Below are 26,101 nucleotides of genomic sequence, written 5' to 3' on the forward strand. Positions count from 1 at the left end.
CAGTTGCCACGCCTGCGGCGTCAGCCTTTTGCGGATCGGCGCGTCGGTCCGCATGACACGGAATCAAGACGCATTCATGATCAGTTGGCCCAATCTCATCTCCCAGCTCTTCAACGGGCTCGCGCTCGGCGCGCTGCTCGCGCTGATCAGCTCAGGCCTCACCATCATCTACGGCACGCTCGGCGTGTTGAACCTCGCGCATGGCGCGATGTTCATGATCGGCGGCTACGCCGGCTTCGTCGCCTTTGAGTACACCCACTCGTTCGTCATCGCCGTCATCGCCGGTTCGCTGTTCGTGATGCTGCTCGGGGTCGCGATGGAACGGGTGATCATCCGGCATTTCTACCAGCGACCGCATGAAGACCAGCTTCTCGTCACCTTTGGCCTCGGCATCTGCTTCGTCGAGATCGTGCGGCTGATCTTTTCCAGCCAGTCGCAGATCGTCCCGCCCCCACCGTTGTTCCAGGGCATCACCAATCTCGGCTTCATGTTCTATCCGACCTATCGCCTCGCCGTGGTCGGCATCGTCGCGATCGCGCTCGGCGCGCTGTTCCTGGTGCTCTACCGGACCCGGCTCGGCATGATCGTGCGCGCCGGCATCGAGGATTCCGTGATGGTGGATTCGCTCGGCATCGACGTCTACCGCGTCTTCATGGTCGTGTTCGGCATCGGCGCGATGGCCGCCGGATTTGCCGGCATCATCAACGCGCCGGTGGTGTCGCTGACACCGGGCGTCGGCGACGACATTTTGGTCGAGACCTTCGTGGTGGTGGTGATCGGCGGCGTCGGCTCGTTTCCGGGCGCTATTCTGGGCGGCCTGATCGCCGGCGAGATCATCAGCGTCACCTCCATGTTCAACCCCGGCTATGCCTATGTGATGCTGTTTGCTGCGATGACGCTCGTGCTCGTGGTGCGACCGCATGGCTTGCTCGGCGTGCAGGGGCGCGAATGAGTAATGCTCTGATGCCCAAGCAAGCGAAGTCCCGGCAGCTTCCCTATCTGATCGAGATCCTGACGGCGGTCGGCCTGATCGTCGCGCCGGTCGTGCTGCCCCATCTTGGCTTTGCGCCGAACACGGTGAACCGGATCCTGGTCTGGGGCCTGTTCGGCCTCGGCTTCGACATCCTGTTCGGCTTCACCGGGCTGCTGTCGTTCGGCCAGTCCGCCTTCTACGGCACCGGCGGCTTCGTCGCCGCCTGGCTTCTGACACGCGCCGGCTTCGGCAACGTGCTGGGCGCGCTGATCATCGGCATGATCGCCGCGGCTGCGACCGGCTACCTGATCGGATTGATTGCGCTACGCCGCACCGGCATCTACTTCGCCATGATCACGGTGGCGATCGCGGAAGTGTTCTTCTTCGTCGAGTTCAATCCGCTGGCCGACTTCACCGGCGGCGAGAACGGCCTGCCGGGCGTGCCGACACCTAGCTTCGATCTCGGCTTCGTCACGCTGCACTTCACCAATGGCTGGTCGCTCTATCAGTTCATCGCCCTCTGCTACTTCATCGGCATCGTGATCGCGCTCAGGATCGTGCGCTCGCCGGTCGGCGCGATCTTCAGCGCGATCCGCGACAATCCGCTGCGTGCCACCGCGGTCGGCCACAACATCCACGGCTACAAGCTGACCGCCTTCGTGATTGCCGCAGCCTATGCCGGCTTTGCCGGCGGGCTGCTCGGCGTGCTGCAAGCCTTCATGCCGCCTGACGCCTTTACGTTCGACACCTCCGGCCAGCTCGTGATGCAGACCGCGATCGGCGGCCGCGGCACGCTGTTCGGACCGCTGGTCGGCGCCGCCGTCTGGCTGTTCCTCCAGGATTTCCTGCAGGCCGCGATGGGGTTAGGTGCCGCCTGGAAGCTCGTGCTGGGCGTCGTCTTCGTGGCTTTGGTCTGTTTCCTGCGCGGCGGTATCGTCGGTGGCCTCATCGATCTCTACGGCCTCGTCACGGGCGAGCGGGCCACGGCTCCGGCGGAGGAAGCGCCCGTCGAAGCAGACTGGCGGGCCGCGGAGGCCGAAATGGCGGAACGAGCGCCGCTCGTTGCTGCACCGGCAGGCGCCAGATACGACCACCGCCAGGGTCCAATCCTTCAAGCCACGGGCCTGACCAAACGCTATGGCGGCCTCGTCGCCAACAGCGACATCGACTTCAGCGTCAATCACGGCGAGCTGCGCGGCATCATCGGTCCTAACGGCGCCGGCAAGTCGACCTTCTTCAAGATGCTGACCTGCGAGATCGCGCCGACCTCGGGCCGCATCGTGTTCGAGGGCCGTGACATCACGGGACAGCGCATCACCGACGTCTGCCAGCTCGGGCTGACCAAGAGCTATCAGGTCAACCAGCTCTTCGCTGGCCTGACGGCGCGGCAGAACCTGACCATCGCGGCGCTTGCCAAGCTCCGCGGAAGATTCCGGCTCGACCTGTTCCGCAAGGTTTCGAGCGTGAGGGGGCTGACCGAGCAGGTGGAGCATACGCTTCAGCTGGTCAATCTGGCCGCGCGGGCCGACACTCCGGTCGCCGAGCTCGCCTATGGCGAGAAGCGACGGCTGGAGATCGGGCTGGCGCTCGCCACCTCGCCCCGCCTGCTGCTGCTCGACGAGCCACTCGCGGGCATGAGCCCGCGCGAGAGGGTCGAGACCGTCCGTCTGCTCAAGGCGATCGCGCGCGACCGCACCATGATCATCATCGACCACGACATGGATTCGCTGTTCGAGCTGGTCGAGCGGGTCACCGTGCTGCAGGAGGGCCGCGTGCTGCTCGAGGGCACGCCGGAGGAAATCAGGACCAACGCCGCCGTGCAGGAGGCCTATCTCGGCGGCGTGCATGGAGAGATCGCTGCATGAGCCTGATCGAGGTCAACGGCCTGAACAGCTATTACGGAGACTCCCACATCCTGTTCGACGTCGCCATGCGCGTCGAGCGGCACGAGGTGGTCGCGCTGCTCGGCCGCAACGGCGCCGGCAAGAGCACCACGTTGAAGAGCCTGATGGGCGTGGTGAGGCCGCGCAGCGGCACCGTGATCTTCGACGGCACCGACATCGCCGGACGCCGCAGCCACAGGATCGCGCGGGCCGGCATGCAGCTCGTCCACGAGGAACGCCGCATCTTCGGCAGCCTCAGCGTCGAGGAGAATATCATCATTGCCGGCTTCACCGCGGAAAAGCGCTGGCCGCTCGATCGCATCTACGAGATGTTTCCGCGGCTGAAGGAGCGGCGCGGCAATCGCGGCAACGAGCTCTCTGGCGGCGAGCAGCAGATGCTGGCGATCGCACGCGCGCTGGTGCGCGATCCCAAGATCATCCTGCTGGACGAACCGTTCGAAGGACTCGCTCCCGTGATCGTCCGCGATCTCGTCAAGGCATGCGGCGATCTCGCCGCGGCCGGTCAGACCATCGTGCTGGTCGAGCAGAATCTTGCGGCGACGCTGGCGCTCGCCAAACGCATCTACATCATCAACAACGGTCATATCGTGCACGAGGGCCCGGCGCAGGAGCTGAAGGCGCAGCCGCAGCTCCTGCAACGCTGGCTCGGCGTCTGATCCGCCGCGCCGGATCAAGCGCCGAGCGCGGCGATCAGCCGCCTGGCGTGCTCGGCGAGCACCGCGGCATCCTCCTGTCGCGTCTGCGGCGGCAGCAATTCGACGCCTGCCCTGACCGGCATGACGTGCACGTGCAGATGCATGACCACCTGCCCGCTCGCGGGCTCGCTGAATTGCTGGATGATGATGCCCTCGGCGCCGAACGCCTTCATCGCCGCAATCGCGATCCGCTTGGCCGCACGTGCCACCTCGGCGAGATCGTCCTCGGCGATGTCCAGGATGCCGCGCGCGGGCGCCTTGGGGATCACCAGGGTATGGCCGGGCGAGCGCGGCATGATGTCGAGAAAGGCCAGCACATGGTCGTTCTCGTAGACCTTGAGGCAGGGGATTTCGTCGCGCAAAATCTTTGCGAAGACATTCTGAACGTCATAGGTCGTCATGGCTGTCACCGTGCATTTTCGCCGATCAAACGCGACCGCTTCCGTTGACGCAAGCATGGCCATCGTCCTATCCACGTGGCGAGGCAGGATGGTCCAGCGGTGACAGATTTCGTTCCCGGAAGCAGCATCGAGAGTACGCGGCGCATCCTGGCGGCGCGGCTGAGATCGGCCGCCATCGGCGAGGCCGAGATCGAGGCGCGTCTGCTCGTCGGAGCTGTGCTGGACCTCGATCTGACCGGGCTGATCACGCAGGCAGACCGGCCGCTCACGGCGACCGAGGCCTCGCAGCTCGAACGATACGCGCAGCGGCGCCTCGTCGGTGAACCGGTCGCGCGCATTCTCGGGGCCAAGGAATTTTGGGGCCTCACCTTTCAGCTCTCGGACGCAACGCTGGTGCCACGGCCGGACACCGAGACCGTCGTCGAGCTGGCGCTGGAGATTTTTCGCGAAGGTCCGGTATCCGGAAGGCCGCCACGGATCGCCGATATCGGCGTGGGCTCGGGCGCGATCCTGCTTGCGCTGCTGCATGAGATTCCGGATGCGTTCGGTGTCGGCACCGATGTCAGCCTGACCGCGCTCGGCACCGCAAAGAGTAACGCCGCAGCACTTGGCCTCGCCGACCGTTCCGCCTTCGTCGCCTGCTACTACGCGGCTGCGCTCGCGGGTCCCTTCGACCTGATCGTGTCGAACCCGCCCTACGTTCCCTCGGGCGACATCGCCAATTTGAGCGTCGAGGTCCGCGACTTTGATCCGCGCCTCGCGCTCGACGGCGGCAATGACGGCTTCGACGCCTACCGCGCCCTGATACCGCAGGCCGCTCAGCTTCTGGCCCCGGGCGGAGCGCTGGTGGTGGAGGCCGGACAAGGTCAGGCTCGCGGCATTGAAACCTTGATGGCAGCTGCGGCGTTAGGAGTGGAGAGGCCACCCAAGGCTGATCTGGCGGGCATCTTAAGGGCCGTGTCGGCCCGAAAAATGCCCCCATAAAAGCCCGATTGGACTACAAAAACCTCTTGGAATATCCCGTGGGAACGACTACGTTCCGGTCAAACATCGGTGCCGGCCCCGTAGACCTACGGGCGAAAGCCGGGCTCTCAAGGCGAGAGCTGCACTGGATTGAAGGTTCCAAGCCGCAGGTCCTGTTAAGCGCGATGGCCCGTGGAGCTGCGCTGCTTTCCGACCGCAAAGTGAACGAAAGCCTGATATTGCGCTTGAAGATTTACGCAAGAAACCAGGGCTTGTTTCGGCAGGCAGAATGAATGGGTTCGCCGGCGATGGGCGTCGGCGGGTGGGAACGCGTCTTTGTTGAACGCGATGGTCAACGACATCGGCAGGAACCTTGGTCGGGACGTGGGCAGGGATTCGAGCCGCGCGCGGCGCGCGTGCCAAACCTGCGCCGCAGCAATTTAGGTCACTCTCAACAGCAGTAACGCGTACGAACTTTTCAAGGGCTGGAATTAAAGGCAGGACATGAGAAACGGTCAGAACAAGCAGCGGATGCGCAACCGGAATAACAACAACAATAACCGGCGCGGCCAGAACCCGATGACCCGGGTTTACGAGTCCAACGGACCCGACATCAAGATCCGCGGTACCGCCTCGCACATCGCCGAGAAATATCTCCAGCTCGCGCGCGACGCGCGCTCCTCTGGAGACCCCGTGGCAGCCGAGAACTACTATCAGCACGCCGAACATTATTTCCGCCTGATTGCCGCAGCTCAGGAGCAATTCCGCCAGAACCAGCAGCAGCCGCGCGGCGGTGAAGAGGTCGTCGTCAGCGACGACAGCGATGACGATGGCGAGACCTTCTCCAATTTCGGCCAGGAGCCCGGCTTCGTCCCGCAGCCCCAGCAGCAGCAGCAGCCCTATACCCGCGAGCGCGACCATCAGCGTGATCACCAGCGTGGCGAGGGCCAGCCTTATCAGCGCGACCAGCAGCAGCCGCGCGAGCATCGCGAGCGCGACCACCGTCCGCAGCCGCAATATCAGCCCCAGCCGCAACCGCAGAACCAGCCGCAGCCGGTGATTGCGGATGCCGGCAGCGTCGATCGCCTGCCCTCCTTCATCACCGGCGCACAACCGCAGGTCAATGGCGGCCAGGGCGGCGGCTTCGAAGGCGGCGGCGGTGGCGGTGAGCGCTATCCGCGGCGGCGCCGCCGGCCGCATGGCCCGCGCCCCGAACGCGAGGCAGCACCGGCCGCCTCGAGCGACGATCTCGCTCCCGGCGAATAAAGCCGCAAAAGCCCGCTTCGATTTATCCGACATGAAGAACGCCCCGGCTCGCCGGGGCGTTCTGCCGTCAGCTCCGCGTCACCGTCGTCGAGGACGGCACCAGCACGGGCTTGAGCGAGGGGATCAGCCGCGCGCGTTCCCGCTTCGCCGGGATCACGCGATAGACCTGCTTGGTCGCTTCCACGATGTGCACGCCGGCGAACGGCAACGACAGCGAGGCGCCCGCGCGCTCCCACATCAGCGCCGACTTCAACAGCCAGCCGCCGGCATAGGGCGGCATGAACAACGCCTCGCCCCAGGCGGTCGGGGTGAACCAGGTCTGGCGCAACAGGTCGGTGATCTGTGCGCGCGAATACGGCCGACCATGGCCGAACGGCGTGTTCTCGGTGCGCGTCCACACCCCGCGCCGGTTCGGGATAATCGCAATGACGCGGCCCGATGGCGCCAGCACCCGCCACACCTCGCGCAGCAGCGCCGCCGGGTCGTCGCAGATCTCGAGCGCATGGACGAGCAGGATGCGGTCGACCGCGGCATCCTGCAACGGCAGCGAGAACTCATCGACCAGAGAGGCCAGCGCGGGCCGCCCCGTCGGCCATTTCAAGACGCCCTGGGCCGCCGGCATGAAGGCGATGCAGCGCTCGGCGTCCTCGCGGAACAGGCCGAGATAGGGGGTGGGATAGCCGATACCGAGGACTCGCTGCCCCTCCGCCTTCGGCCAGCGTTCCCTGATCGCGCGATTGATCAATTGCCGCGCCACGATCCCGAGGCGGCGCGAATAGAAGTCACGCAGATCAATGACATCGATGCTCATGAGCGCAATGTAACATGTGCCCGGCGGCCTGGGCGCGCGGAATATTGCATTGCCTGCGCAACGTTAACGCCATATCTGTTTGCCGGGGCTGAGCGCGATGGAGATATCATGGCCGCCGAAATTCGTACTTTCACCTGTTTAAACGACAATTTCGGTTATCTGATCCACGATACGGAAACCAAGGCAACCGCCTCGATCGACGCGCCGGAAGCCGGGCCGATCCTGAAGGCGCTGGAGCGCGAGGGTTGGACGCTCACCGACATCCTGATCACCCATCACCATGGCGACCATGTCGGCGGCGTCGCTGAGCTGAAGCAGAAATATAATTGCCGCGTCGTCGCGCCGCATGACAAGACGACGAAAATCGCCAATGTCGATTTGCGTGTCGTCAATGCCGACGTCATCAAGGTCGGCAGCCTGCTTGCGCGCGTGCTGGAAACGCCCGGTCATACACTCGACCATATTTCCTACGTGTTCGACGCGGAGAAGACGGTGTTCGCCGCCGACACGCTGTTCTCGATCGGCTGCGGGCGCGTGTTCGAGGGCAACTACCCGATGATGTGGGATTCGCTCCTGAAGCTGCGGGCGCTGCCCGACGACTTCAAGCTCTATTGCGGCCACGAATACACCGCCTCCAACGTCAAGTTCGCACTCACTATCGAGCCCGACAATCCGGCACTCCAGGCCCGCGCGGCGGAAGTTGCAAAACTCCGCGCCGAGAACAAGCCCACCATCCCCTCACTGCTTGGTGATGAGAAGCGAGCAAATGTGTTCCTGCGCGCCGATGACCCCGCGGTTGCAGCCAAGCTACACATGAAGGGCGCTGATGGCGCCATCGTGTTCGGCGAGTTGCGCGAACGCAAGAACAAGTCCTGACGGGGGAGTAATGTCGACCGCTGCCGAGATCATCGCGCGCCTTGAACTGCGACCCCATCCCGAAGGCGGACACTACCGCGAGACGTTTCGCGATCAGAGCACTGACACCAACGGGCGGTCGCGCTCAACCCTGATCTATTTCCTGCTCGCACGCGGCGAGCGCTCGCACTGGCATCGAATCGATGCGGTCGAGACCTGGCACTACTATGCCGGAAGCCCGTTGACGCTGCGCATCGCACATGAAGGCTGCACGCAGCACGAGGTGCGTCTCGGCACGGACCTCTTGGGCGGCGAGCGGCCGCAGGCGATCGTGCCGGCGCAGGCCTGGCAGATGGCCGAGACATCGGGCGAATGGACTCTGGTCGGCTGCACAGTGGCGCCCGCGTTCGAGTTCGCAAAGTTCGAGCTCGCGCCGAAGGGCTGGGAGCCATAGAGGCGATCGGGAATCGGGTGGGAACTGCCGGTCGCGCGCCCTATCACGCCGCTCCTCACAACAGGAGCGACCGATGCACGGCACTTTCGACACTTCGCACATTCACATCGAGCCGGCCATTCTCTATTTCGGAACGCCGGTCGTCCTGATCGGCACGACCAATCCGGACGGGTCCTACAATCTCGCGCCGATGTCCTCGGCCTGGTGGGTGGGCTGGCGCTGCATGCTCGGGCTCGCGCGGGAATCGCAGACCACCACCAACATGCTTCGCACCGGGGAGTGCGTGCTCAATCTGCCGTCCGCCGATCTCGTCGGCGCCGTCGATCGTCTGGCGCGGACCACCGGCTCCGATCCGGTGCCGCCGGCCAAGGCCTGGCGCGGCTACCGCTGCGTGCGCGACAAGTTCGGTGTCAGCGGATTGACCGCGTTGGCGGCGGAGACAGTCGGCGCACCGCGCGCCGCGGAATGTCCGGTGCAGATGGAGGCGAAGCTCGCGCACGTCCACGACATGGCGCAGGACGACGAGATCTTTCGCGGCCATTTGACCGCCATCGAGGTGCGCATCACGCGCGTGCATGCGTATCCTTCCATCATGATGGAGGGCGAGAATAACCGCATCGATCCCGACAAATGGCGGCCGCTGATCATGAGCTTCCAGCAGTTTTATGGCCTGACGTCTGAGCGATTGCAGCGCTCCGAGCTCGGACAGATTCCGGAAGCGATGTACCGGCCGCAGGGCTGGCGGCCTAGCGCGGCCTGATCGGCTTCCACAACAGCAGGTCCTTCGCCGCGATCAGGCCGCCACCGGCGATCAGGACCGCGGCGATGGCGATGCTGGCGCTGGCCTTCGCAAAGCCGGCCGCGATGAGGAACGCGGTCGAGAGCAGCGGCGTCGCGTAGGACGCGGCGCCGAGCACGCGGATGTCGCCGCGCTTCATGCCGATGTCCCAGGCGTAGAACGCGGCGCCGACTGGACCGATTCCGAGCGCAAACACCGAGAGCCATTGCAGTGTGGTCTCGGGCCACAGCGTGGTTTCGAGCGCAGCATGCATCAGTGCGGCAAGCAGCGCAGTGGCAAGGCAGAAGCCGGCGACCGCATCGGTCGGCACGGCTTTCAGTCGGCGCGAGAGCACCGAATAGCTGGCCCAGACGAACGCCGCGATGAAGGCGGCGATCAGCCCCGGCAACTGGCCTTGCGCAAAGCCAGACGAGTTACCGGCGAACAGCAGCACGGTGCCGACGAGGCCGAGCACGGCACCGACGACGTGATGCACGGCGAGACGCTCGCCCGGCAGGAACGACGAGAACAGCACGATCAGCAGCGGCCAGAGATAATTGAGCAGACCCGCTTCGGCCGGCGGCGCGAATCGCAGCGCGAGAAAATAGAGCGCGTGATAGCCGAACAGGCCGCCAACGCCGACGGCCCACACGACGGGCGGCTGGCGTAGGCTCGCTGCCACTCCACTGCGGCCGATCCAGGTCAGGAGACCGACGACACCGGCGATCGCGAACGTCATCGCTGCGAGCTGGAACGCGGGGATCTTGCCGGTCGCGACCGTCATCACCGCGAGCAGGGACCACATCAGGATTGCGGTCAATCCGATCAGCGTCGCGGAGCGGGGAGTCATCAGAGAGGATACCTCGTCATTCCGGGATGGCGCGACAGCGCCAGACCCGGAATGACAGTGCATGGGTGGATGCCCGGGACAAGCCCGGGCATCACGATGTCACCGATATGATGGGGCGTGATGCTTACGCATCACACCATGTACTGGCCGCCATTGACCGACAGTGTCGAGCCGGTGATGGCGCCGGCCTCATCGGCTGCGAGGAACACCACCGCGCGGGCGATCTCCTCGGGCTCGCCAAGACGGCCGATCGGGATCAGCGGCAGGATTGCCTTCTCCAGCACGTCCTTCGGCACCGCCTGCACCATCTCGGTGTTGATGTAGCCCGGGCAGATCGCATTCACGGTGACGCCGCCCTTGGCGTTCTCCAGCGCGAGCGCCTTGGTGAAGCCGATCTCGCCGGCCTTTGCGGCGGAATAGTTCACCTGGCCGAACTGGCCCTTCTGGCCGTTGATCGAGGAGATGTTGATGATGCGGCCGAACTTGCGCGCGCGCATGCCCTCGATCACCTGGCGCGACATGTTGAACAGCGAGCCGAGATTGGTGCCGATCACGGCGTTCCATTGCTCGACGCTCATCTTGTGGAACGCGCCGTCCTTGGTGATGCCGGCATTGTTGACGAGCACGTCGACCGGGCCGACCTCGGCTTCGACCTTCTTCACGCCCTCGGCGCAGCCGTCGAAGGAACTGACGTCCCATTTGTAGACGTTGATCCCGGTCTCGGCCTTGAACTTCTCCGCCGCCGCGTCATTGCCGGCATAGCTCGCCGCGACCTTGTAGCCGGCCGCCTTCAGCGCCTTGCTGATCGCAGCACCGATGCCGCGCGTACCACCCGTGACCAATGCAACACGTGCCATATTGTATTCCTTCCCTCGACGTTTCCTTGGGCGCTTCTAGAGATTTGAGTGATCGTTTTTACTGACGGATTATGCGGGTGGATTGACGGACATCAAGAACAAAACGCCCGGCGGTGAGCCGGGCGCATGTCTTTAGTCGAGGCTTACGCGGTTGCGAAGAATATTTGAGTTGCAACCGCCGCCTTTTTAGTCGCGTGCAACGCACGCGTTACATTTTAATCGCGAGCAATGCACATCGCGATGCCCATGCCGCCGCCGATGCACAGCGTGGCGAGGCCCTTCTTCGAATCGCGCTTCTGCATCTCGTGCAGCAGCGTCACCAGCACGCGTGCGCCGGAGGCACCGATCGGGTGACCGATCGCGATCGCGCCGCCGTTGACGTTGACCTTCGAGGTATCCCAGCCGAGGTCCTTGTTGACGGCGCAGGCCTGCGCCGCGAAGGCTTCGTTGGCCTCGATCAGATCGAGATCGCCGACGTTCCAGCCGGCCTTCTTCAGCGCCAAACGCGAGGCCGGGATCGGGCCGGTGCCCATGATCTTCGGATCGACGCCGGCATGCGCCCAGGAGACGATCCGGGCGATCGGCTTCTTGCCTTCCTTGGCCGCCTGCTTCGCGGTCATCAGCACGACGGCAGCGGCGCCGTCATTGATGCCGGATGCGTTGCCGGCCGTCACCGTGCCGTCCTTCTCGAAGGCCGGCCGCAGCTTGCCCATCGCATCGAGGGTTGCGCCATGGCGCGGATATTCGTCGGTATCGACCACCACGTCGCCCTTGCGGGTCTTGATGGTGACCGGAACGATTTCGTCCTTGAACTTGCCGGCCTTCTGCGCAGCCTCCGCCTTGTTCTGCGAAGCGACCGCGAACTCGTCCTGCTGGGCGCGGGTGATCTGAAATTGCTTGGCCACGTTCTCGGCGGTGTTGCCCATGTGGTAGCCGTTGAAGGCATCCCACAGGCCGTCCTTGATCATGGTGTCAACGAATTCGAGGGCACCCATCTTGACGCCACCGCGCAGGTGCTGGGCGTGCTGGGCCATGCTCATGGACTCCTGCCCACCGGCGACCACGATGTCGGAATCGCCGTTGACCAGCGCCTGATAGCCGAGCGCGACCGAGCGCAGACCCGAACCGCAGAGTTGGTTGACGCCCCAGGCCGGGCTATCCACGGGGATGCCGGCCGCGATCGAGGCCTGGCGGGCCGGGTTCTGGCCCTGTCCAGCGGTCAGAATCTGGCCCATGATGACCTCGGAGACCCTGCCGGGCTCGATGCCACCGCGCTCCAGCGCTGCCTTGATGGCAATGGCGCCGAGGTCGTGGGCGGGAAGGGTCGCGAAGGCTCCGTTGAAGCTTCCGACCGCGGTGCGGGCGGCGCTGACGATGACGACATCGTCTGACATGGGCATCTCCTGGGGCTTGAGGTTCTTTGAAATGGGGGCAGGCAGGCGATCAGAAAAGGCTCGCCAGTCTCACCCAGCATCCTGTTAATGTCGTTGCGGCATGTCAATCGGCCGAGGGGCAGATTCATACCGCAGCGCACTCAGAATAGCGCATCTGTCGATTTCGCAAGCAAGTTTTTGCTCTGCAATTAACCGTGGCGCACAAAACGGTAGCGTGAGCCCTTTGAAAATGCTTATTTTGTTGCGTTGCGTACTCTTCCCGCCCTGCGGCATAGCCCGCCGGGTTCCCGTTCTCAGCGTTTGCAAGTGAGAGCCCATGGCGAAATCAGACCAACCCACCACAATCAAAAAATACGCTAACCGCCGGCTCTATAACACCGGAACGAGCACCTATGTGACGCTGGAAGACCTCGCGGCCATGGTGAAGGAAGGCGAGGATTTCTTGGTTTATGACGCCAAGACCGGCGACGACATCACCCGCTCGGTACTCGCCCAGATCATCTTCGAGCAGGAGAACAAGGCCGGCCAGAACCTCCTGCCCACCACCTTCCTGCGCCAGCTGATCCGCTTCTACGGCGACAGCATGCAGATGGTGGTGCCGAAATATCTGGAGCAGTCGCTCGCGACGCTGACCCAGGAGCAGGAGAAATTCCGCAAGCAACTCGCCAACACCCTGTCCGGCACACCCTTTGCGCCGCTGGAGGAGCAGGTCCGCCGCAACATGGAGCTGTTCCAGCAGACCTTCTCGATGTTCAAGCCGTTCGCGACCCCACAGCGCTCCGCCACGCCGGAGCCTGAGCCCGAAGCCAACGGCGAGGCGCCGAAGAGCGACAACATCGACGAGCTGCGTCAGCAGATGAAGGACATGCAGGAGCGCCTCGAGCGGATGTCGAAAAAGGAGGAGTAGGCTCCTCTGTCGCGCGTGTCCCGGGCGCAACGAGCACGCTGTCCACCGCTGCACTGACACCGCCCCGAGGTCGTCCTGGCGAAAGCCATACTCCCGGCCAGTGCGCGAGCCACGCCTCCCTTTCCACCGCCGTCATTCCCCGCGAAGGCGGGGAATCCAGTACGCCGCGGCTTATCGTTTCATAACGAACGTCTCGGAGTACTGGATCGCCCGATCAAGTCGGACGATGACACCGAGAGTAGGGCACGCGCGTGCCTCGATCTCGTCATCAAGAGTGCAGGCAATCGCGCCGCTCATCCCACTCACATCCCAGATCGCGGATACATCTTCTCGCCGGACACAGTCATTTTCCCAACGATCAGTTGCAGAATCCGCATCCGCGGTCACGGTCCGTAAACTAAAGCGTTTAAGACAATCTTCCCGGATGGCCGCTTAAGCTCCGCCTCGCCGATTACGCCCGTTCATTGTCCCGCGACTGACGAAGCGCCCTTGCCGATGACGACGCCCAGCAAGACAGAGCCGCGCGCGAGCGTCCAGCATGGGCCTGAAGCCTTGCTCGCGCTCAGCCAGCTTGCGCTCGATCGCATGGAGCAGGGTGTCTGCGTCTACGATTCCGACAACCGGATCGTGCTGTTCAACCGCCGCTATGTCGACCTCTTCGACATGTCGCCCGAGGTAGTGCGCCCCGGGACGAGCTATCGCGAGGTGCTGGCTCACAGTGCTTCGCGCGGCAACTTTCCAACGAGCGAGATCGACAAGCTCTATCGGGAGCGCGTCGCGCAGATCGCGAACGGCAAGCGCTTCCGGACGGAGCAGCGGCTCTCCAGTGGCCTTGTCCTGGCGCTCGATCTGAAGCCGCTCCCCGAGGGCGGCTGGATGACGATCTGCGACGACGTCACCCGCCTCGACCGGCTCGAGGCAGAGCTGCGCATGCAGACCGAGCGCAGCCAGCATGCGCTCACCAACATGTCGCACGGTCTCATCATGTACGACGCGCAAGGCAGCGTGGTCGTCTGCAACGAGCAGTTTCTTCGCCTCTACAACCTCGACCCCGACATCGTGAAGCCCGGCGTGTCGCACAGCGCCGTGATCGCGCACTGGGCCTCGCGCGGCAATCTGCCCGGCATGTCCGCGGAGAAATTCCACGACAGGCGGATGAACGATGTGCGCGCCAAGAACTCGGATGCCGTGCTCGTGATGCGCTACGACGGTCGAATGGTGCAGGCGATATCGCGCTTCCTGCCCGACGGCGGCTGGGTGACGGTGCACGAAGACGTCACCGAGCGGCTGCGGTACGAGGAGGCGTTGAAGCAGCAGAATTTCATGCTCGACGCGGCTCTTGAGAACATGGCGCACGGGCTCGCCTTCTACGACGGCGACATGCGGCTCAAGGTCTGCAACAACCGCTACCGCGAGATCTACCGGCTGTCGCTCGAGGAGACCAGGCCGGGCACGCATCTCGCCGAACTGATCGAGCGGTCGATGGCGAATGGTGCCTTCGCATCCGAGTACAGTCCGCAGCAGATCCTGGAAGCCGCCCGCGCACGCATCGCGAGCCGCGACGACTCGTCGATGCGGCGGAGCATGGCCAACGACACCGTCGTCTCGGTGCGCTACTGCGCGCTACCCGAGGGCGGCTTCGTCGCAACCTACGAGGACATCACCGAGCGCGAACGCGCGGTCGAGGAGCTCAGCGAGCAGTACCGCCGGTTCGACGCGGCGCTGAACAACATGAGTCAGGGGCTGTGCATGCTCGACAGCCATCTGCGGGTCATCGTCTGCAATACCCGTTACATCGAGATGTTCGGCCTGTCGCCCGAGATCGTGAAGCCCGGCGTCTCCATGCGCGAGATCATGGAGCATAGCTGCGCGCTCGGCATCAATCCGAACACGACGGCAGCCGCACTCTATGCCGACTATATCGAGCGGCTGCGCGAGGGCGCCCATACGCTGCACCGCCATTTGAGCGACGGTCGCATCATCAAGCTCAACCACTCCCGGATGTCGCGTGGCGGCTGGGTTGTTACCTACGAGGACGTCACCGAGCGCCACAAGACGCAGGCCCGCGTCGCGCATATGGCGCGGCACGATTCGCTGACCGACTTGCCCAACCGCGTGCTGTTCCGCGAGAAGATGGGCGAGGGCCTGAGCGAGGTGGCGACCGCCGGCGGCGCGATGGCCGTGCTGTGCCTCGACCTCGACAATTTCAAGACCGTCAACGATCGGCTGGGACACGCCGCCGGCGACCGGCTGCTGCGCTGGGTCGCGGCGCAGCTGAAGGAGCAGGCGGGCGAGCACGCCACCGTGGCGCGACTCGGCGGTGACGAATTCGCGCTGATCCAGCGCGGGCCGCAGCCGGAAGCGGCCGAAAAGCTGGCGCGCCGCCTGATCGAGATCATCGGCCGCCCCCCGCCCCTCGAAAACCAGTCTATCCATGTCGGCGTCAGCATCGGCATCGCAGTCGCGCCCGATCACGGGCTCGACGCGGACGAGCTGATGAAATGCGCCGACCTCGCACTCTATGGCGCGAAGGCCAAGGGGCGCGGCGCCTGTCAGATCTTCGAGCCCGCGATGGAGGAAGAGGCCCGCGCGCGGCACGCGCTGGAGGCGGACTTGCGCGGTGCGCTCGAGGGGCACGAATTTCATCTGACGTTCCAGCCGCAGGTTCGCCTCGACACGTCCGAATTGACCGGCTTCGAGGCGCTGCTGCGCTGGAGACATCCTTCGCGCGGCATGGTCTCGCCGGCGGAGTTCATTCCGATCGCGGAGGAGACCGGGCTGATCGTTCCCATCGGCGAATGGGTCTTGCGCACGGCGTGCGCGACGGCGGCAAGCTGGCCGGACATGAGCATCGCGGTGAACCTGTCACCGGTGCAATTCCGCGCGCGCGGTCTCGTCGCCATGATCACGAGCGCACTCGCCGAGGCCGGCCTTGCGCCGCACCGGCTCGAGCTCGAGGTCACCGAGACGGCGCTGCTCGACGACAGCGAGGCCACGATCGAGATCCTGCATCAGCTCCGTTCGCTCGGCGTGCGCGTCAGCCTCGATGATTTCGGCGTCGGCTATTCCTCGCTCAGCTATTTGCGCAAGTTTCCATTCGACCGCATCAAGATCGACCGCTCCTTCGTCGGCACGCTCGGCGAATGTCCGGAAAGCGTCGCCATCGTCCGCACCATCGCCAGCCTCGGCTCGGTGCTCGGCGTCGAGACCACGGCGGAAGGCGTCGAGACCTCCGACCAGCTCGACTTCGTCCGCGAATGCGGCTGCACCGCCGTGCAGGGATTTTATTTCGGCAAGCCATGCCCGGCCGCGGAAGTCGGGCGCGTGATCGAAAGGCTGAGTGCGATACGGCAAGTGGCGTGAGGCGTCCGTCTGGACTGCTTCGCTAACCCGCACCAAAAATCGTAGGGTGGGCAAAGGCGCGCTTGCGCCGTGCCCACCATCCCTCCACCATTGCGACAGAAGTGGTGGGGGCACGCTTCGCTTTGCCCACCCTACGATTCCTACCCCGCCGCGGGCACCACGCTGTCTTGCGGCGTGCCCCACCGCCGTTCGGCTGAGGCGAGGCCGATCAGGCGGCCCTGGATGTAGTCGCAGCCCCAGTCGCGCAGCATGTTTGCTGCGTCCTCGTCCTGCACCCATTCTGCGACCGTCTTGATGTCGAGGCGGCGGGCGAGGTCGATCAGGGTCTGCACGAAGGCGCGGTCGTCCGCGGAACGGGTCATGTTCTGCACGAAAGCGCCGTCGATCTTGACGATGTCGACGCCGAGCTTGCGCAGATTCCGGAACGAGGTGTAGCCGGCGCCGAAATCATCGATGGCGATGCGGCTGCCGAAATGCTTGAGACGGCCGACGAAGGCGCGAACGTCGTCGATGTCCTGGATCGCCACCGTCTCAGTGATTTCGACGATCAGCCGCTCGGCAACGCCCGGATGGGCCTGCATCAGCGATTCGATCGACGCCCACCAGTCGGGATCCATGGTGGTATCCGGCGAGATATTGAGGCTGAGCCTGACCTCGGGGCAAGCGGCAAGCTCGGCGACGACGAGCTCGAGCACCCGGTGGTCGACAAGGCGGATGAGGCCGAGCCGCTCGGCCACCGGCACGATGTCGGGCGCGAGCAGCGTCCGCCCGTCGCCCTGCTCCATCCGCACCAGACATTCGTAGAATGCGCCGTCGCGCGTCGCGGCCGAGACCACCGGCTCATAGGCGAGCACGATGCGGCGATCGTTCAGCGCGGTGACGATCTCGTCGGTGACGCGGATGTTGACGCGGCGCTGCGCGTCGCGCTCCGCATTCGGACGCCAGGTGCCGAGCGAGCCGGCGCGGCGGCGTTTTGCGGCGTCGAGCGTCTCGTGCGCGCGGTTGATCGCTTCATCGGTATTGCGGGCATAGCGGGGAACGCTGACCGCACCGATCGAGGCGGTGACCGAGACCGGGCCCGATTTGGTCGGCACCACTTCGTCGCGGATACCGGCGAGGAAGCGTTCGGCGGCGACGTTCATGTCGTCCACGGTGCAGTTCTTCAGGATCAGGCCGAACTTGTTGCCCGAGAAGCGCCCGAGCACATCGCCGCCGCGAAGCCGCGCGCGAATGCGTTTTGCCACGTCGAGGATCACGGCGTCCGCAACGTCGAAGCCGAAGGCGTCGTTGACACGGGCGAGATGATCAATGCCGACCAGCATGAAGGCCGATGCCGAGCGGAAACGCGTAGACTCTTCGATCGCCTCCGCGAGCGCCGCGATCAGATGGGTGCGGTTGAGCTCGCCGGTCAGGGGATCGAGCCGGGCGAGCTTTGCAAGCTCCTCGTCGCGGGCGTGGCGCTCATTGTTGATGCGGACGGCGCCGATCGCACGGACCGGCCGGCCATCGGGACCTGCGAACCAACGGCCGGTCTCCTCGATCCAGACCACGGGATCGGAGGCGCTCATGCGCACGCCATATTCGGCCCGGTATGGCGTGCCGTCGGAGCCGTGCACGGCCGGCAACTGGGCCAGCGCGGCCATGCGCAGCGATTGCGACGGCTCGATCAGGCGGGCGAATTCCGCGCCGGTCGCCAGCCGCTCGGCCGGGATGCCGGGGAAGACGGAACCGACCTGCTCGCCCCACTGAATTGCATCGCTCGCGATATCCCAGATGAAGACGGCCTCGCCGAGGGAGGCCAGGATGTCGGAGGCTTGCGGCAGGGCAGCGGTCAAGGGTGCCTCGTTTCGGGACAGCGGAGACGGTCTCGCAACCTGAGGATAGTGCGAGATTCGGCTTTGACCCTAGGCAAAGTTCATAAACAATTTGGAAACCACGTTTCGAAGCTGCTCCGGAACCGGAACGGCCTGGCCGGCATAGACCTTGCGAGTACCTCACACGCACGGCGACCCGCGTCCCGAAACGCGACAGTCTCGCCGGATTTGAGCCGGATCAACGGTGTTTGCGATGGTGAGTACGGATCGAGCAGGGGAAGCGGAAGGCGGCACTGGGACCGCCCTGGTCCCGCTCACCCCGACGCTTGAATGGGCCCACAAGGTGGTGGTGCTGCCGCGCCCGGACCCGAGCTTCGTCACCCAGCTCATTGCCAATGCCGAGCACGTGCCGCAGACAAGCCGGCTGCGCCGGGCGAGCCCTGCCGACGCGAACATGGCCTATGGACTTAAGCACCCCCTGGGCACCGTAAGCGCCAGGACGCGCCAGGTGGCGTGAGAAGCGTCGGTTAGTTTCTCGATCGAAGCCCCGGACTCGCTGCACCTCTCCTGCTTGCGGGGGAGGTCGGCGCGAAGCGCCGGGTGGGGGCTCTCGCCCCATCGGGAATGTTCATTGCGGAAACACCCCCACCCCAGCCCTCCCCGCAAGCGGGAGAGGCGCGTACCGACCAAGCGGTTACAGAGGACCCAATCTCAGTCAGCGCTGCGGCGTATCGGGCGAGGCCGGCGTGCCGTTGCTCGGCTGGAGATGCGGCGAAGCGATTTCCGGCGAAGGCGCGGCTTGCGGAGTTTTTGGCGCGGGGTGATCCATCAGCACGGATTCGGCGACGGACTGCGCGGATGGTGTAGGTGCAGGAGGCGCGACCGGCGCGGGCTGTGGCGCAGGCGTCATGCGCGGCTCGACGACCGGTTCATCCGCCTGCTCCTCGACCTGACGGCGCGCCTTGCGCGGTGCCGGTGCGGCCTCGGTGACATAGGCGCGACGACGCGTGCGCTGGGCGACGCCGCCGATGAAATCGGCCATCGCGAGCAGCACCAGCAGGAAATAGATGGAGTTGCCGAATTTGGGCCACATCACGAATTCGGCCACGGCCGCGCCGAACACGATCAGCGACAGCAGATGGTCCATCAGGAACTTTGCGCCGGGCCGCGCACCCTTCACGACCTCGAGGAGCAGCAGCACAATTCCGAGCGCGAGCAGGAGATCGCCTAGCGTGACCGGCCACAGCTCGCCCGTGATCATCGGCACCTTGAACAGCACATCCGTGAAGGACACGGTGGGCATCAGGAAAACGATGATGTTGTAGACCGCGAGCGGAATGAGAAGCAGCGGGAAACCGACCATCGCGTGTGCGCCTTCCTGATCGTGACATCCGGGCAGGACAATGCGGCGGCGAAGCGTTTGCTCCGCCGCCGTCACCGTCTTAACTCACTGATTGGCCGAATCCAGGCAGGCGAAACGCCCCCGCCTGTCGATACGCCGGCCTCAGGACTCTTTCTTCTTCAGGACCTGCCGGCCCTTGTACATGCCGGTCTTGAGGTCGAGATGGTGCGGACGGCGGAGTTCGCCGGAATCCTTGTCCTCGACATAGGTCGGCTTCTTCAGCGCGTCAGCCGAGCGGCGCATGCCACGGCGCGACGGCGAGGTTTTTCTTCTCGGAACGGCCATTATCAATATCCTCTAGGGATTGGTGTTCGGGGCATCGTCCAGCCTTCCGGACGGCTCAGCACCCGCAAACGGGGCGAGCTGAATGCCGATCAAGGCCGGGCTTATAGAGGAAGGCTGTTCGTAAAGCTAGGGTTTTGGGCCGGAAAAAGCGCCCGAAATGGGCTCAAAATCCGCGATTTTCCCGCCAACATGTCGAAACGGCCTGCGCCCGCGCCATATAGGTCACCGCCAGTCGCCGCACCCCCGGTCCCGGGGTGCGGGCACTGCGCTTGACCGGGTTCGGCAGAATCGAGGCCAGAAGTCCTGCCTCGCGGGGCGAGAGGCTGGCGGCGGACTTGCCGAAGGCATAGGTGCTGCCTGCTTCGACGCCGAACTGCCCCTGCGGCCCGAGCTCGGCGATATTGAGGTAAATCTCCAGAATCCGCGGCTTGGGCAGCACGAAATCGATCCACAGCGCCAACGGAAACTCCAGCACTTTCCGGACGGGGTCCCGTCCCTGCCAGAGGAACAGGTTCTTGGCCACCTGCTGGGTGATGGTGGAGGCGCCGCGGAACGGAGTTCCGTCCTCCTGCGCGTCGTCGATCGCCTCGCGCAGCGCGCCCCAGTCGATGCCGTGATGCTTGCAGAAATGGGCATCTTCGGCGGCGACCACCGCGCGCGGCAAATAGGGCGACATCGCCGAAAGATCGATCCATTGCCGCTGCATCGGTGCGCCACGCAGACTGCGCCAGGCCATCAATGTCGAAACCGGGTGGCCGGTGCGGTAGAAGGGCGCGATTACGTAGGGCAGGAGCGCCACGGCGGTCAGCACCAGAGCCAGGGTTTTGACGATGCGAAAAATCGACCTTGTCCTGCGCCAAAATGAAAGTGATGAACGGCCCCAGCGATTAAGCCTGTGATAATTCGGGCCTTTTCCAGCAGTTTTAAGGCGTTCCAAGTGATTGACGGAAGCGCCTGCATAAAGGATTGTCCGGCCGAATTTTAGTTCTGGAGCCTTTCTTGATGACCGGCACGACCCCGTCCGATTTCGCCAACCGCCTGGACAAGACCGCTGACGATACCGAGGCCCTGCTGGCCAAGCTGTTGTCGGACGGCATCCTGCCAGACGAGATCGCGCGCCCCAAGCGGCTGATGGACGCCATGCGCTATTCGAGCCTCGGCGGGGGCAAGCGCTTGCGGCCGTTCCTGGTGGTCGAGAGCGCCGCGGTGTTCGGCGTGCCGCGCGAGGCTGCACTGCTCGTGGGTGCCGCGCTCGAATGCATCCACTGCTATTCGCTGATCCATGACGATCTGCCGTCGATGGACAATTCCGACCTGCGCCGCGGTCGCCCGACGCTGCACAAGCAGACCGACGACGCCACCGCGATCCTCGCCGGCGACGGCCTCTTGACGCTCGCCTTCGACGTCGTGACCCGCGACGAGATCCATCGCGACGCCAATGTCCGGCTCTTGTTGACGCGCGCGCTGGCGCGCTGCGCCGGCATCGGCGGCATGGTCGGCGGGCAGATGCTCGATCTCGCCGGTGAAGGACGCTTCGGCGATCGCGAACCGGTCGACGTCGCGCGGATCCAGCAGATGAAGACCGGCGCGCTGCTGCGCTATGGCTGCATCGCCGGCGCGATCCTCGGCCAGGCCTCACACAAGGAGTATCAAGCGCTCGACGATTACGGCCGCGCGCTCGGCGAAGCGTTCCAGATCGCCGACGATTTGCTCGACGTCGAGGGCGATGCGGCAGCGCTCGGCAAGCCGTCCGGCCAGGACGCGGCGCTCGGCAAGACCACCTTCGTCACCCAGCTCGGCATCGAAGGCGCCAAGCAGCGCGTGCGTGACCTGCTCGCGCGCGCAGACGCCGCCGTCTCGATCTTCGGTGATCGCGCCGCGGTGCTGCAGGCTGCCGCGCGGTTCGTGGCCGAGCGGAAGAACTGATCGAACGATGACGGACGGCGGCAAAGAAGATCCCGTCCTCGTCCGCTTCCGGAAGATGTCGCGGCCGGTGCGCGTGGTTTATGCGCGGCCGAGGACCTTCATCGCGCTAACCGCGGGCATTCTGGTTGCTCTGCTGCTGCCGGGCTCGTTCCGGCCGGTGACGCGGCTGTTGCTTGGCTGGGACGCGCTGATCACGGTCTATCTCATGCTGGTCTACAGCATGATGCTGAACCAGGACCACAGCCACATCCGCCGGGCCGCCGTCATGCAGGACGACGGTCGTTTCGTCATCCTGCTGGTAACGGCGGTCGGCGCATTCGCGAGCATCGCTGCCATCGTCGCCGAGCTCGGCACCCATCGCGGCGTCGGCGAGCTTTCGCTCGCGATTGCCACGATCGGACTTTCGTGGGCGGCGGTGCACACGACCTTCGCGCTGCACTACGCCCATGACTATTACCGCCACACCAAGCCGGGCGGCCTGCAATTTCCGAGCGGCGACAAGGATGACCACGCCGACTACTGGGACTTCGTCTATTTTTCCTTCGTGATCGGCATGACTGCGCAGGTCTCCGACGTCGGCATCACCGACAAGACCATCCGCCGCACCGCGACTGCGCACGGCATCGTCTCGTTCATCTACAACACCGCGCTGCTCGCGCTGACGGTAAACATCGCGGCAAGCGCGATCGCGACGTAGGCTGCGGCAACAAGCTTTCGCTAGTCGCAGATCTCGGGGTTGGGGTCGGCGCCATAGCCGCCGCCGCCGCGATATCCGAGATGACAGCCGCGCTTGACCGGGCGGCAGATGAGGTCGTTGCAATAGATCTGACCGCTGCCTCCGGAAGCGCGGCCTCCGGCTGCCGTCGCGGCGGCGCCGGCCTGCGGACGCGGTTTTGCCGGGCGATCCTGCTGCTGGCCGTCGTCGCGCTTGGCAGTGCTCGCGGGCTGCTTGGCGCGCTTCTTCTCGCATTCATTGTCGTCGTTCAGCACATAGCCGTCGCCGCAGACGATCTTGGTGCACTTGTCGCCATCCGACTTGTAGCCGCGATCGCAGACCAGCGGGCAGACCCGTGACGGCTTGGCCTTGACCGCGTCGAGCGCATCGGTGCTTGCGACCTTCACGTCGAGCTTGGTGCCGGCATAGCGGTTGAACTGCGACAGCGAGCGCTGCGACGCCGTGTTCCAGTTGCCGTCGGCTTGCCCTGAGAAGCAGCCGACGCGGCCGAGTTCGGTCTGCACCGAGCGGGTCAGATCGGCTGGTGCGCTCGGCGTCAGCGCGGCAACGTTGGTGCCGGGCGTATTGTTGGCCTTTGCGGTCGAGACAGCGGGCGTCGCGGCCGCCAGATTGACGCGCTGCTGCTCGGCGGCGGCCGCCTGCTGCTGTGCCTGCTCCTTGACCTTCTGGGCGGTGAGCTGCGCCTGCTCGGCGGCTTTCGCATCGGCCTCGGCCCTGGCCTGGGCATCCTTCTGCGCGCCCGCCGCGGCAAGACGATCGCGCTCGGCTTCCGCCTGCTTCGCCTTTGCGGTTGCCGCCGCGTGCACCTCTTCGGCCGCGATCTTGTCGAGCTGGAGTTTTGCCAGGCTCGAATAGAAGCCGTCCGGATGCTGGACAAGGAACGCATCCCACGCCGCCTTGTTGCCGACCTGGAGCGCGAGCTCGTAATCGCGCCGCACCTCGGCCTGCGCATTGACGGCGGGCTGGGCCGGCGCCACCACCGCGACCTTGGCCGGCACCAGCGGTACGTCGTCGCCGCCGAGCGAGCCATAGACGAATGGCTCCTGCTTGTTGTTGGTGGTCTTCAAGACGTCGTCGCGCACGAAGCCGAAGGCGCGGCGGACGTCGAGCCCCGGCGTCGTCAGATGCTTCGACAACGCCATCGTGAACGGGCTGTTGCCGCCGTCGCCGTCCTGCGCCGTGGAGCCGGCCTTGGCCGAATAGGCAATCAGCGTGTTGGGGCTGGTCGGCTCGACCTGGGCGAGGCCGCGCCCGATGCCGCGCGAGGCGATCGTGCGTTTCATGGACTTGCCGAAGGGATTGTCGCGGCAGGCGTCGAGGATCACCAGACGAAGCTGCTTGGCAGGCTCGATCGCGACCAGGACGCGATCGAGCGACAGCGCTTCGTCATAGACGTCGGTATCGCGCTCGAGCTTGGCGTCGACGGGGATCAGATAGTTCGCGCCGTCGACCTCGATGCCGTGGCCGGCATAATAGACGACAGCGATATCGGCATCGCGCGCGGAATCGGCGAATTCGCGCAGCGCGCGGCGCGTCTCCAGCGCCGGCAGGTCGTGGCGGGCGTCGACCACATCGAAGCCGGCCTCCTTCAGCGTCTTCGCGATGACGGCCCCGTCATTGTCGGGGTTCGCGAGTTGCGGCGCATTCTGATAGGCGGAATTGGAGAGCACCAGCGCGACGCGCTTGGCGGCAAAGGCCGGCCCGGCGCCGAGCAGCAGCGCGAGCGCGAGGAGAAGCGGACAAAATCTGAACAGGCTGCGCATCACCGAACTTCCAGCTCAAGGGAGAATTCGACACCCTCCCGACCTATCTAGCAACATCCGCGCCGCGCGCTTGTGACGGACGTCACAGCTTGTGATGGAGATCACGACGGGCCGTGCGTCAGCTCGCGGGGAAAGACCTTTTTGTTAGTCTCGCCAGAAGGGTAGCGGTTCGCAGGATCGGGAGCGTTTGCGAGTCGCTCAGCCCGCTCCGACATGCCCGCGGTGCTGCGGCAGATTGTCCGTGATCTCGTACCAGGGCGCCTTGGAGCCGACGAACATATGCGCGGTCGGGCGGATCGAGGGATCGTCGATCAGGGTTCCCATGGTGACGTGGACCCATTGGCCCTCGCGCACCACGGAATAGAGCAGCGAGCCGCAGCGGGCGCAATGCGCGTCGTGAGTTGCCGCCTCGTCGCCATAGATCAGCCGCGCGTCCTCGCCCGTGACCACGCGGAACTTGTGCCGCTCGATCCCGGCGAACGGCTTGAAGGCGGAGCCGGTGGTGCGGCGGCAGTTCGAGCAATGACAATTCAGCGCATAGACGAATTCATCCGCGACGTCGTACTGCACGGCGCCGCAGTAACATCTTCCGGCGAGGCGGCGACGGCTTGTCGTGCTTGTCACGATCCTTCTCCAGCGCAGAATACGGCGTGACACTGTAGCGGGTCGGCCAGCCCCTGCCGATCAGCTTTTCGCGACCAAATCGCTGGCGGATTCGCGAAGCCCGCCCTACGTTCTCCCGTCGCGCCAACGTGCCAGGGAAGGAGAGAAGCATGGGGTATGACCGCTCGAGTGTCGAGGCCGTGGTACAAGGCTATTTCGACGCGCTCTACGAAGGCGACGCCGACAAGCTCGGCGCGGTGTTCCACCCCTCCGCCGACCTGCGCTGGGTGGAAAAGGGCGAGCTCAAGATCCTGACGGTGCCGGACTGGCTCGCCTGGATACGCAAGCGGGCCTCTGCAAAGTCGGAAGGCAAGCCGCGCGAGGATTTCATCGTCACCATCGACCGCTCGGACGACAAGACCGCCTTCATCAAGGTCAAATGCCAACTGCCGCCTCGCTACTTCACCGACTATCTCGTGGCGATGAAGCTCGCCGGCGGCTGGCAGATCGTGTCGAAGTCGTATCGGTATGATTTGAAAGACTGAGGGACGGCGGCCACGAAGACGTTGGACGTCGCGCTCGAAAGCGTTCCCCAATTTTCGTCATTGCGAGCGTAGCGAAGCAATCCAGACTCTTTCCGCGGAGACGGTCTGGATTGCCTCGTCGCTGCGCTCCTCGCAATGACGGCTGGGAGAGATCGCGCGCTGCGTTCCCTCTACTCTAGGAGGGGGGCCACACTCGGCTCCAGCGCTCGCTGCACGTGCCGTCCTCTCACGACGGATACACCCCTTCCTGGGCTACCCCCTCCCCTCCCTCCCCCACAAGGGCAGGGCTATCGCATATGACGTCGGCGCTTACGCGCTGAAGTTTCCAAATCGTCATGGCCGGGCTTGTCCCGGCCATCCACGACCTTTCCCGCAGCACGAAGTACGTGGATGCCCGGGACAAGCCCGGGCATGACGAGATTGTGGCAGCGGCATGCCGAACCAACGCGATCCGCAAACGCGATAGCCCGCAAGGGGGAGGGTAGCGGAGTTCGCGGCGCCACTGTGCGTCACAAATTTGTCCGAGCTATCGATGAAACCCGTCGCGGATGCATCG

At 64.9% G+C, this 26,101-nt stretch carries 25 protein-coding genes; 14 read left to right on the plus strand and 11 right to left on the minus strand.

The genetic code is table 11. The features are described 5' to 3' along the window. The first annotated feature begins 76 nt into the window (after positions 1 to 76). From SO180_RS31145 to SO180_RS31155, 3 genes are read left to right on the plus strand one after another with little or no spacing between them, the layout of a single operon-like run. A complete protein-coding gene (locus SO180_RS31145) occupies positions 77 to 952 on the plus strand; it encodes a branched-chain amino acid ABC transporter permease (RefSeq protein WP_449382657.1) in 876 nt (291 codons plus the stop codon). An 11-nt stretch (positions 953 to 963) separates the two neighbouring features. Further along, positions 964 to 2,838 (plus strand): branched-chain amino acid ABC transporter ATP-binding protein/permease, encoded by a 1,875-nt coding sequence (locus SO180_RS31150; RefSeq protein ID WP_449382658.1) that lies wholly within the window; start codon positions 964 to 966, stop codon positions 2,836 to 2,838. Continuing rightward, positions 2,835 to 3,533: an ABC transporter ATP-binding protein gene (locus SO180_RS31155; protein ID WP_449382659.1), complete on the plus strand. Its 699-nt coding sequence runs from the start codon at positions 2,835 to 2,837 to the stop codon at positions 3,531 to 3,533. Before SO180_RS31150 ends, SO180_RS31155 begins: the two co-directional genes overlap by 4 nt. 14 nt (positions 3,534 to 3,547) lie before the next feature. Here SO180_RS31155 and SO180_RS31160 read toward each other — a convergent pair whose 3' ends face one another. Then, on the minus strand, positions 3,548 to 3,973 hold the full coding sequence (locus SO180_RS31160; RefSeq protein ID WP_449382660.1) for an HIT domain-containing protein: 426 nt from the start codon (positions 3,971 to 3,973) through the stop codon (positions 3,548 to 3,550). A gap of 99 nt (positions 3,974 to 4,072) precedes the next feature. Here SO180_RS31160 and prmC point away from each other — a divergent pair, with 99 nt between their 5' ends. Both prmC and SO180_RS31170 read left to right on the plus strand, forming a co-directional pair. Then, positions 4,073 to 4,957, plus strand: a complete 885-nt coding sequence (prmC, locus tag SO180_RS31165) for a peptide chain release factor N(5)-glutamine methyltransferase (RefSeq protein ID WP_449382661.1) — start codon at positions 4,073 to 4,075, stop codon at positions 4,955 to 4,957. A 483-nt stretch (positions 4,958 to 5,440) separates the two neighbouring features. Beyond that, positions 5,441 to 6,202 carry a DUF4167 domain-containing protein gene (locus SO180_RS31170; RefSeq protein ID WP_449382662.1) on the plus strand — a complete coding sequence of 254 codons (762 nt, stop codon included), beginning with the start codon at positions 5,441 to 5,443 and terminating at the stop codon, positions 6,200 to 6,202. Positions 6,203 to 6,269: 67 nt separating this feature from the next. Here the strand turns inward: SO180_RS31170 and SO180_RS31175 are convergent, their stop codons facing one another. Beyond that, a complete protein-coding gene (locus SO180_RS31175) occupies positions 6,270 to 7,013 on the minus strand; it encodes a class I SAM-dependent methyltransferase (protein ID WP_449382663.1) in 744 nt (247 codons plus the stop codon). Between the two features lie 108 nt (positions 7,014 to 7,121). Between SO180_RS31175 and gloB the strand changes: the two genes are divergently transcribed. The 3 genes from gloB (at position 7,122) to SO180_RS31190 (ending at position 9,082) form a co-directional block, all read left to right on the plus strand. Beyond that, on the plus strand, positions 7,122 to 7,889 hold the full coding sequence (gloB, locus tag SO180_RS31180; RefSeq protein ID WP_449382664.1) for a hydroxyacylglutathione hydrolase: 768 nt from the start codon (positions 7,122 to 7,124) through the stop codon (positions 7,887 to 7,889). A gap of 10 nt (positions 7,890 to 7,899) precedes the next feature. Beyond that, complete coding sequence (locus SO180_RS31185) at positions 7,900 to 8,322, plus strand: cupin domain-containing protein (RefSeq protein WP_449382665.1); 423 nt, start codon at positions 7,900 to 7,902, stop codon at positions 8,320 to 8,322. Positions 8,323 to 8,395: 73 nt separating this feature from the next. After that, entirely contained in the window at positions 8,396 to 9,082 is a 687-nt protein-coding gene (locus SO180_RS31190) for a flavin reductase family protein (RefSeq protein ID WP_449382666.1), read from the plus strand. Here SO180_RS31190 and yddG read toward each other — a convergent pair. The 3 genes from yddG to SO180_RS31205 form a co-directional block, all read right to left on the minus strand. Next, a complete protein-coding gene (yddG, locus tag SO180_RS31195) occupies positions 9,069 to 9,950 on the minus strand; it encodes an aromatic amino acid exporter YddG (protein ID WP_449382667.1) in 882 nt (293 codons plus the stop codon). The two genes, SO180_RS31190 and yddG, sit on opposite strands and share 14 nt — an antisense overlap. 131 nt (positions 9,951 to 10,081) lie before the next feature. Further along, complete coding sequence (gene phbB / locus SO180_RS31200) at positions 10,082 to 10,807, minus strand: acetoacetyl-CoA reductase (RefSeq protein ID WP_027524036.1); 726 nt, start codon at positions 10,805 to 10,807, stop codon at positions 10,082 to 10,084. A 215-nt stretch (positions 10,808 to 11,022) separates the two neighbouring features. Beyond that, a complete protein-coding gene (locus tag SO180_RS31205) occupies positions 11,023 to 12,201 on the minus strand; it encodes an acetyl-CoA C-acetyltransferase (RefSeq protein ID WP_449382668.1) in 1,179 nt (392 codons plus the stop codon). Positions 12,202 to 12,517: 316 nt separating this feature from the next. Between SO180_RS31205 and phaR the strand changes: the two genes are divergently transcribed. Together phaR and SO180_RS31215 are read left to right on the plus strand one after the other, a co-directional pair. Beyond that, on the plus strand, positions 12,518 to 13,108 hold the full coding sequence (gene phaR, locus SO180_RS31210) for a polyhydroxyalkanoate synthesis repressor PhaR (protein ID WP_027524034.1): 591 nt from the start codon (positions 12,518 to 12,520) through the stop codon (positions 13,106 to 13,108). A gap of 495 nt (positions 13,109 to 13,603) precedes the next feature. Next, positions 13,604 to 16,471, plus strand: a complete 2,868-nt coding sequence (locus tag SO180_RS31215; RefSeq protein WP_449382669.1) for a PAS-domain containing protein — start codon at positions 13,604 to 13,606, stop codon at positions 16,469 to 16,471. Between the two features lie 140 nt (positions 16,472 to 16,611). Here SO180_RS31215 and SO180_RS31220 read toward each other — a convergent pair whose 3' ends face one another. Further along, positions 16,612 to 18,306: an EAL domain-containing protein gene (locus SO180_RS31220; protein ID WP_449382670.1), complete on the minus strand. Its 1,695-nt coding sequence runs from the start codon at positions 18,304 to 18,306 to the stop codon at positions 16,612 to 16,614. A 232-nt stretch (positions 18,307 to 18,538) separates the two neighbouring features. Between SO180_RS31220 and SO180_RS31225 the strand changes: the two genes are divergently transcribed. Next, positions 18,539 to 18,802, plus strand: a complete 264-nt coding sequence (locus SO180_RS31225) for a hypothetical protein (protein ID WP_449382678.1) — start codon at positions 18,539 to 18,541, stop codon at positions 18,800 to 18,802. A gap of 198 nt (positions 18,803 to 19,000) precedes the next feature. On the opposite strand, the gene SO180_RS31230 is transcribed toward SO180_RS31225, so the two are convergent. The 3 genes from SO180_RS31230 to mtgA all read right to left on the minus strand — a co-directional run bounded on the left by SO180_RS31230 (position 19,001) and on the right by mtgA (position 20,813). Then, complete coding sequence (locus SO180_RS31230; RefSeq protein WP_449382671.1) at positions 19,001 to 19,648, minus strand: hypothetical protein; 648 nt, start codon at positions 19,646 to 19,648, stop codon at positions 19,001 to 19,003. Between the two features lie 141 nt (positions 19,649 to 19,789). Further along, positions 19,790 to 19,972, minus strand: coding sequence for a 50S ribosomal protein L32 (rpmF, locus tag SO180_RS31235; RefSeq protein ID WP_024509484.1), 183 nt, complete (start codon positions 19,970 to 19,972; stop codon positions 19,790 to 19,792). Between the two features lie 163 nt (positions 19,973 to 20,135). Beyond that, positions 20,136 to 20,813, minus strand: coding sequence for a monofunctional biosynthetic peptidoglycan transglycosylase (gene mtgA, locus SO180_RS31240; RefSeq protein ID WP_449382679.1), 678 nt, complete (start codon positions 20,811 to 20,813; stop codon positions 20,136 to 20,138). 161 nt (positions 20,814 to 20,974) lie between these two features. Here mtgA and SO180_RS31245 point away from each other — a divergent pair, with 161 nt between their 5' ends. Together SO180_RS31245 and SO180_RS31250 are read left to right on the plus strand one after the other, a co-directional pair. Next, positions 20,975 to 21,898, plus strand: a complete 924-nt coding sequence (locus SO180_RS31245) for a polyprenyl synthetase family protein (protein WP_449382672.1) — start codon at positions 20,975 to 20,977, stop codon at positions 21,896 to 21,898. 7 nt (positions 21,899 to 21,905) lie between these two features. Continuing rightward, complete coding sequence (locus tag SO180_RS31250; protein ID WP_449382673.1) at positions 21,906 to 22,595, plus strand: DUF1345 domain-containing protein; 690 nt, start codon at positions 21,906 to 21,908, stop codon at positions 22,593 to 22,595. A 20-nt stretch (positions 22,596 to 22,615) separates the two neighbouring features. On the opposite strand, the gene SO180_RS31255 is transcribed toward SO180_RS31250, so the two are convergent. Together SO180_RS31255 and SO180_RS31260 are read right to left on the minus strand one after the other, a co-directional pair. Continuing rightward, positions 22,616 to 24,397, minus strand: a complete 1,782-nt coding sequence (locus SO180_RS31255; protein WP_449382674.1) for a caspase family protein — start codon at positions 24,395 to 24,397, stop codon at positions 22,616 to 22,618. 198 nt (positions 24,398 to 24,595) lie between these two features. After that, on the minus strand, positions 24,596 to 25,021 hold the full coding sequence (locus SO180_RS31260) for a GFA family protein (RefSeq protein ID WP_449382675.1): 426 nt from the start codon (positions 25,019 to 25,021) through the stop codon (positions 24,596 to 24,598). Positions 25,022 to 25,170: 149 nt separating this feature from the next. On the opposite strand from SO180_RS31260, the gene SO180_RS31265 reads away from it, so the two are divergent. Then, positions 25,171 to 25,545 carry a nuclear transport factor 2 family protein gene (locus SO180_RS31265; RefSeq protein ID WP_449382676.1) on the plus strand — a complete coding sequence of 125 codons (375 nt, stop codon included), beginning with the start codon at positions 25,171 to 25,173 and terminating at the stop codon, positions 25,543 to 25,545. Positions 25,546 to 26,101 lie beyond the last annotated feature (556 nt).

This window comes from Bradyrhizobium sp. UFLA05-112 (assembly GCF_053572325.1).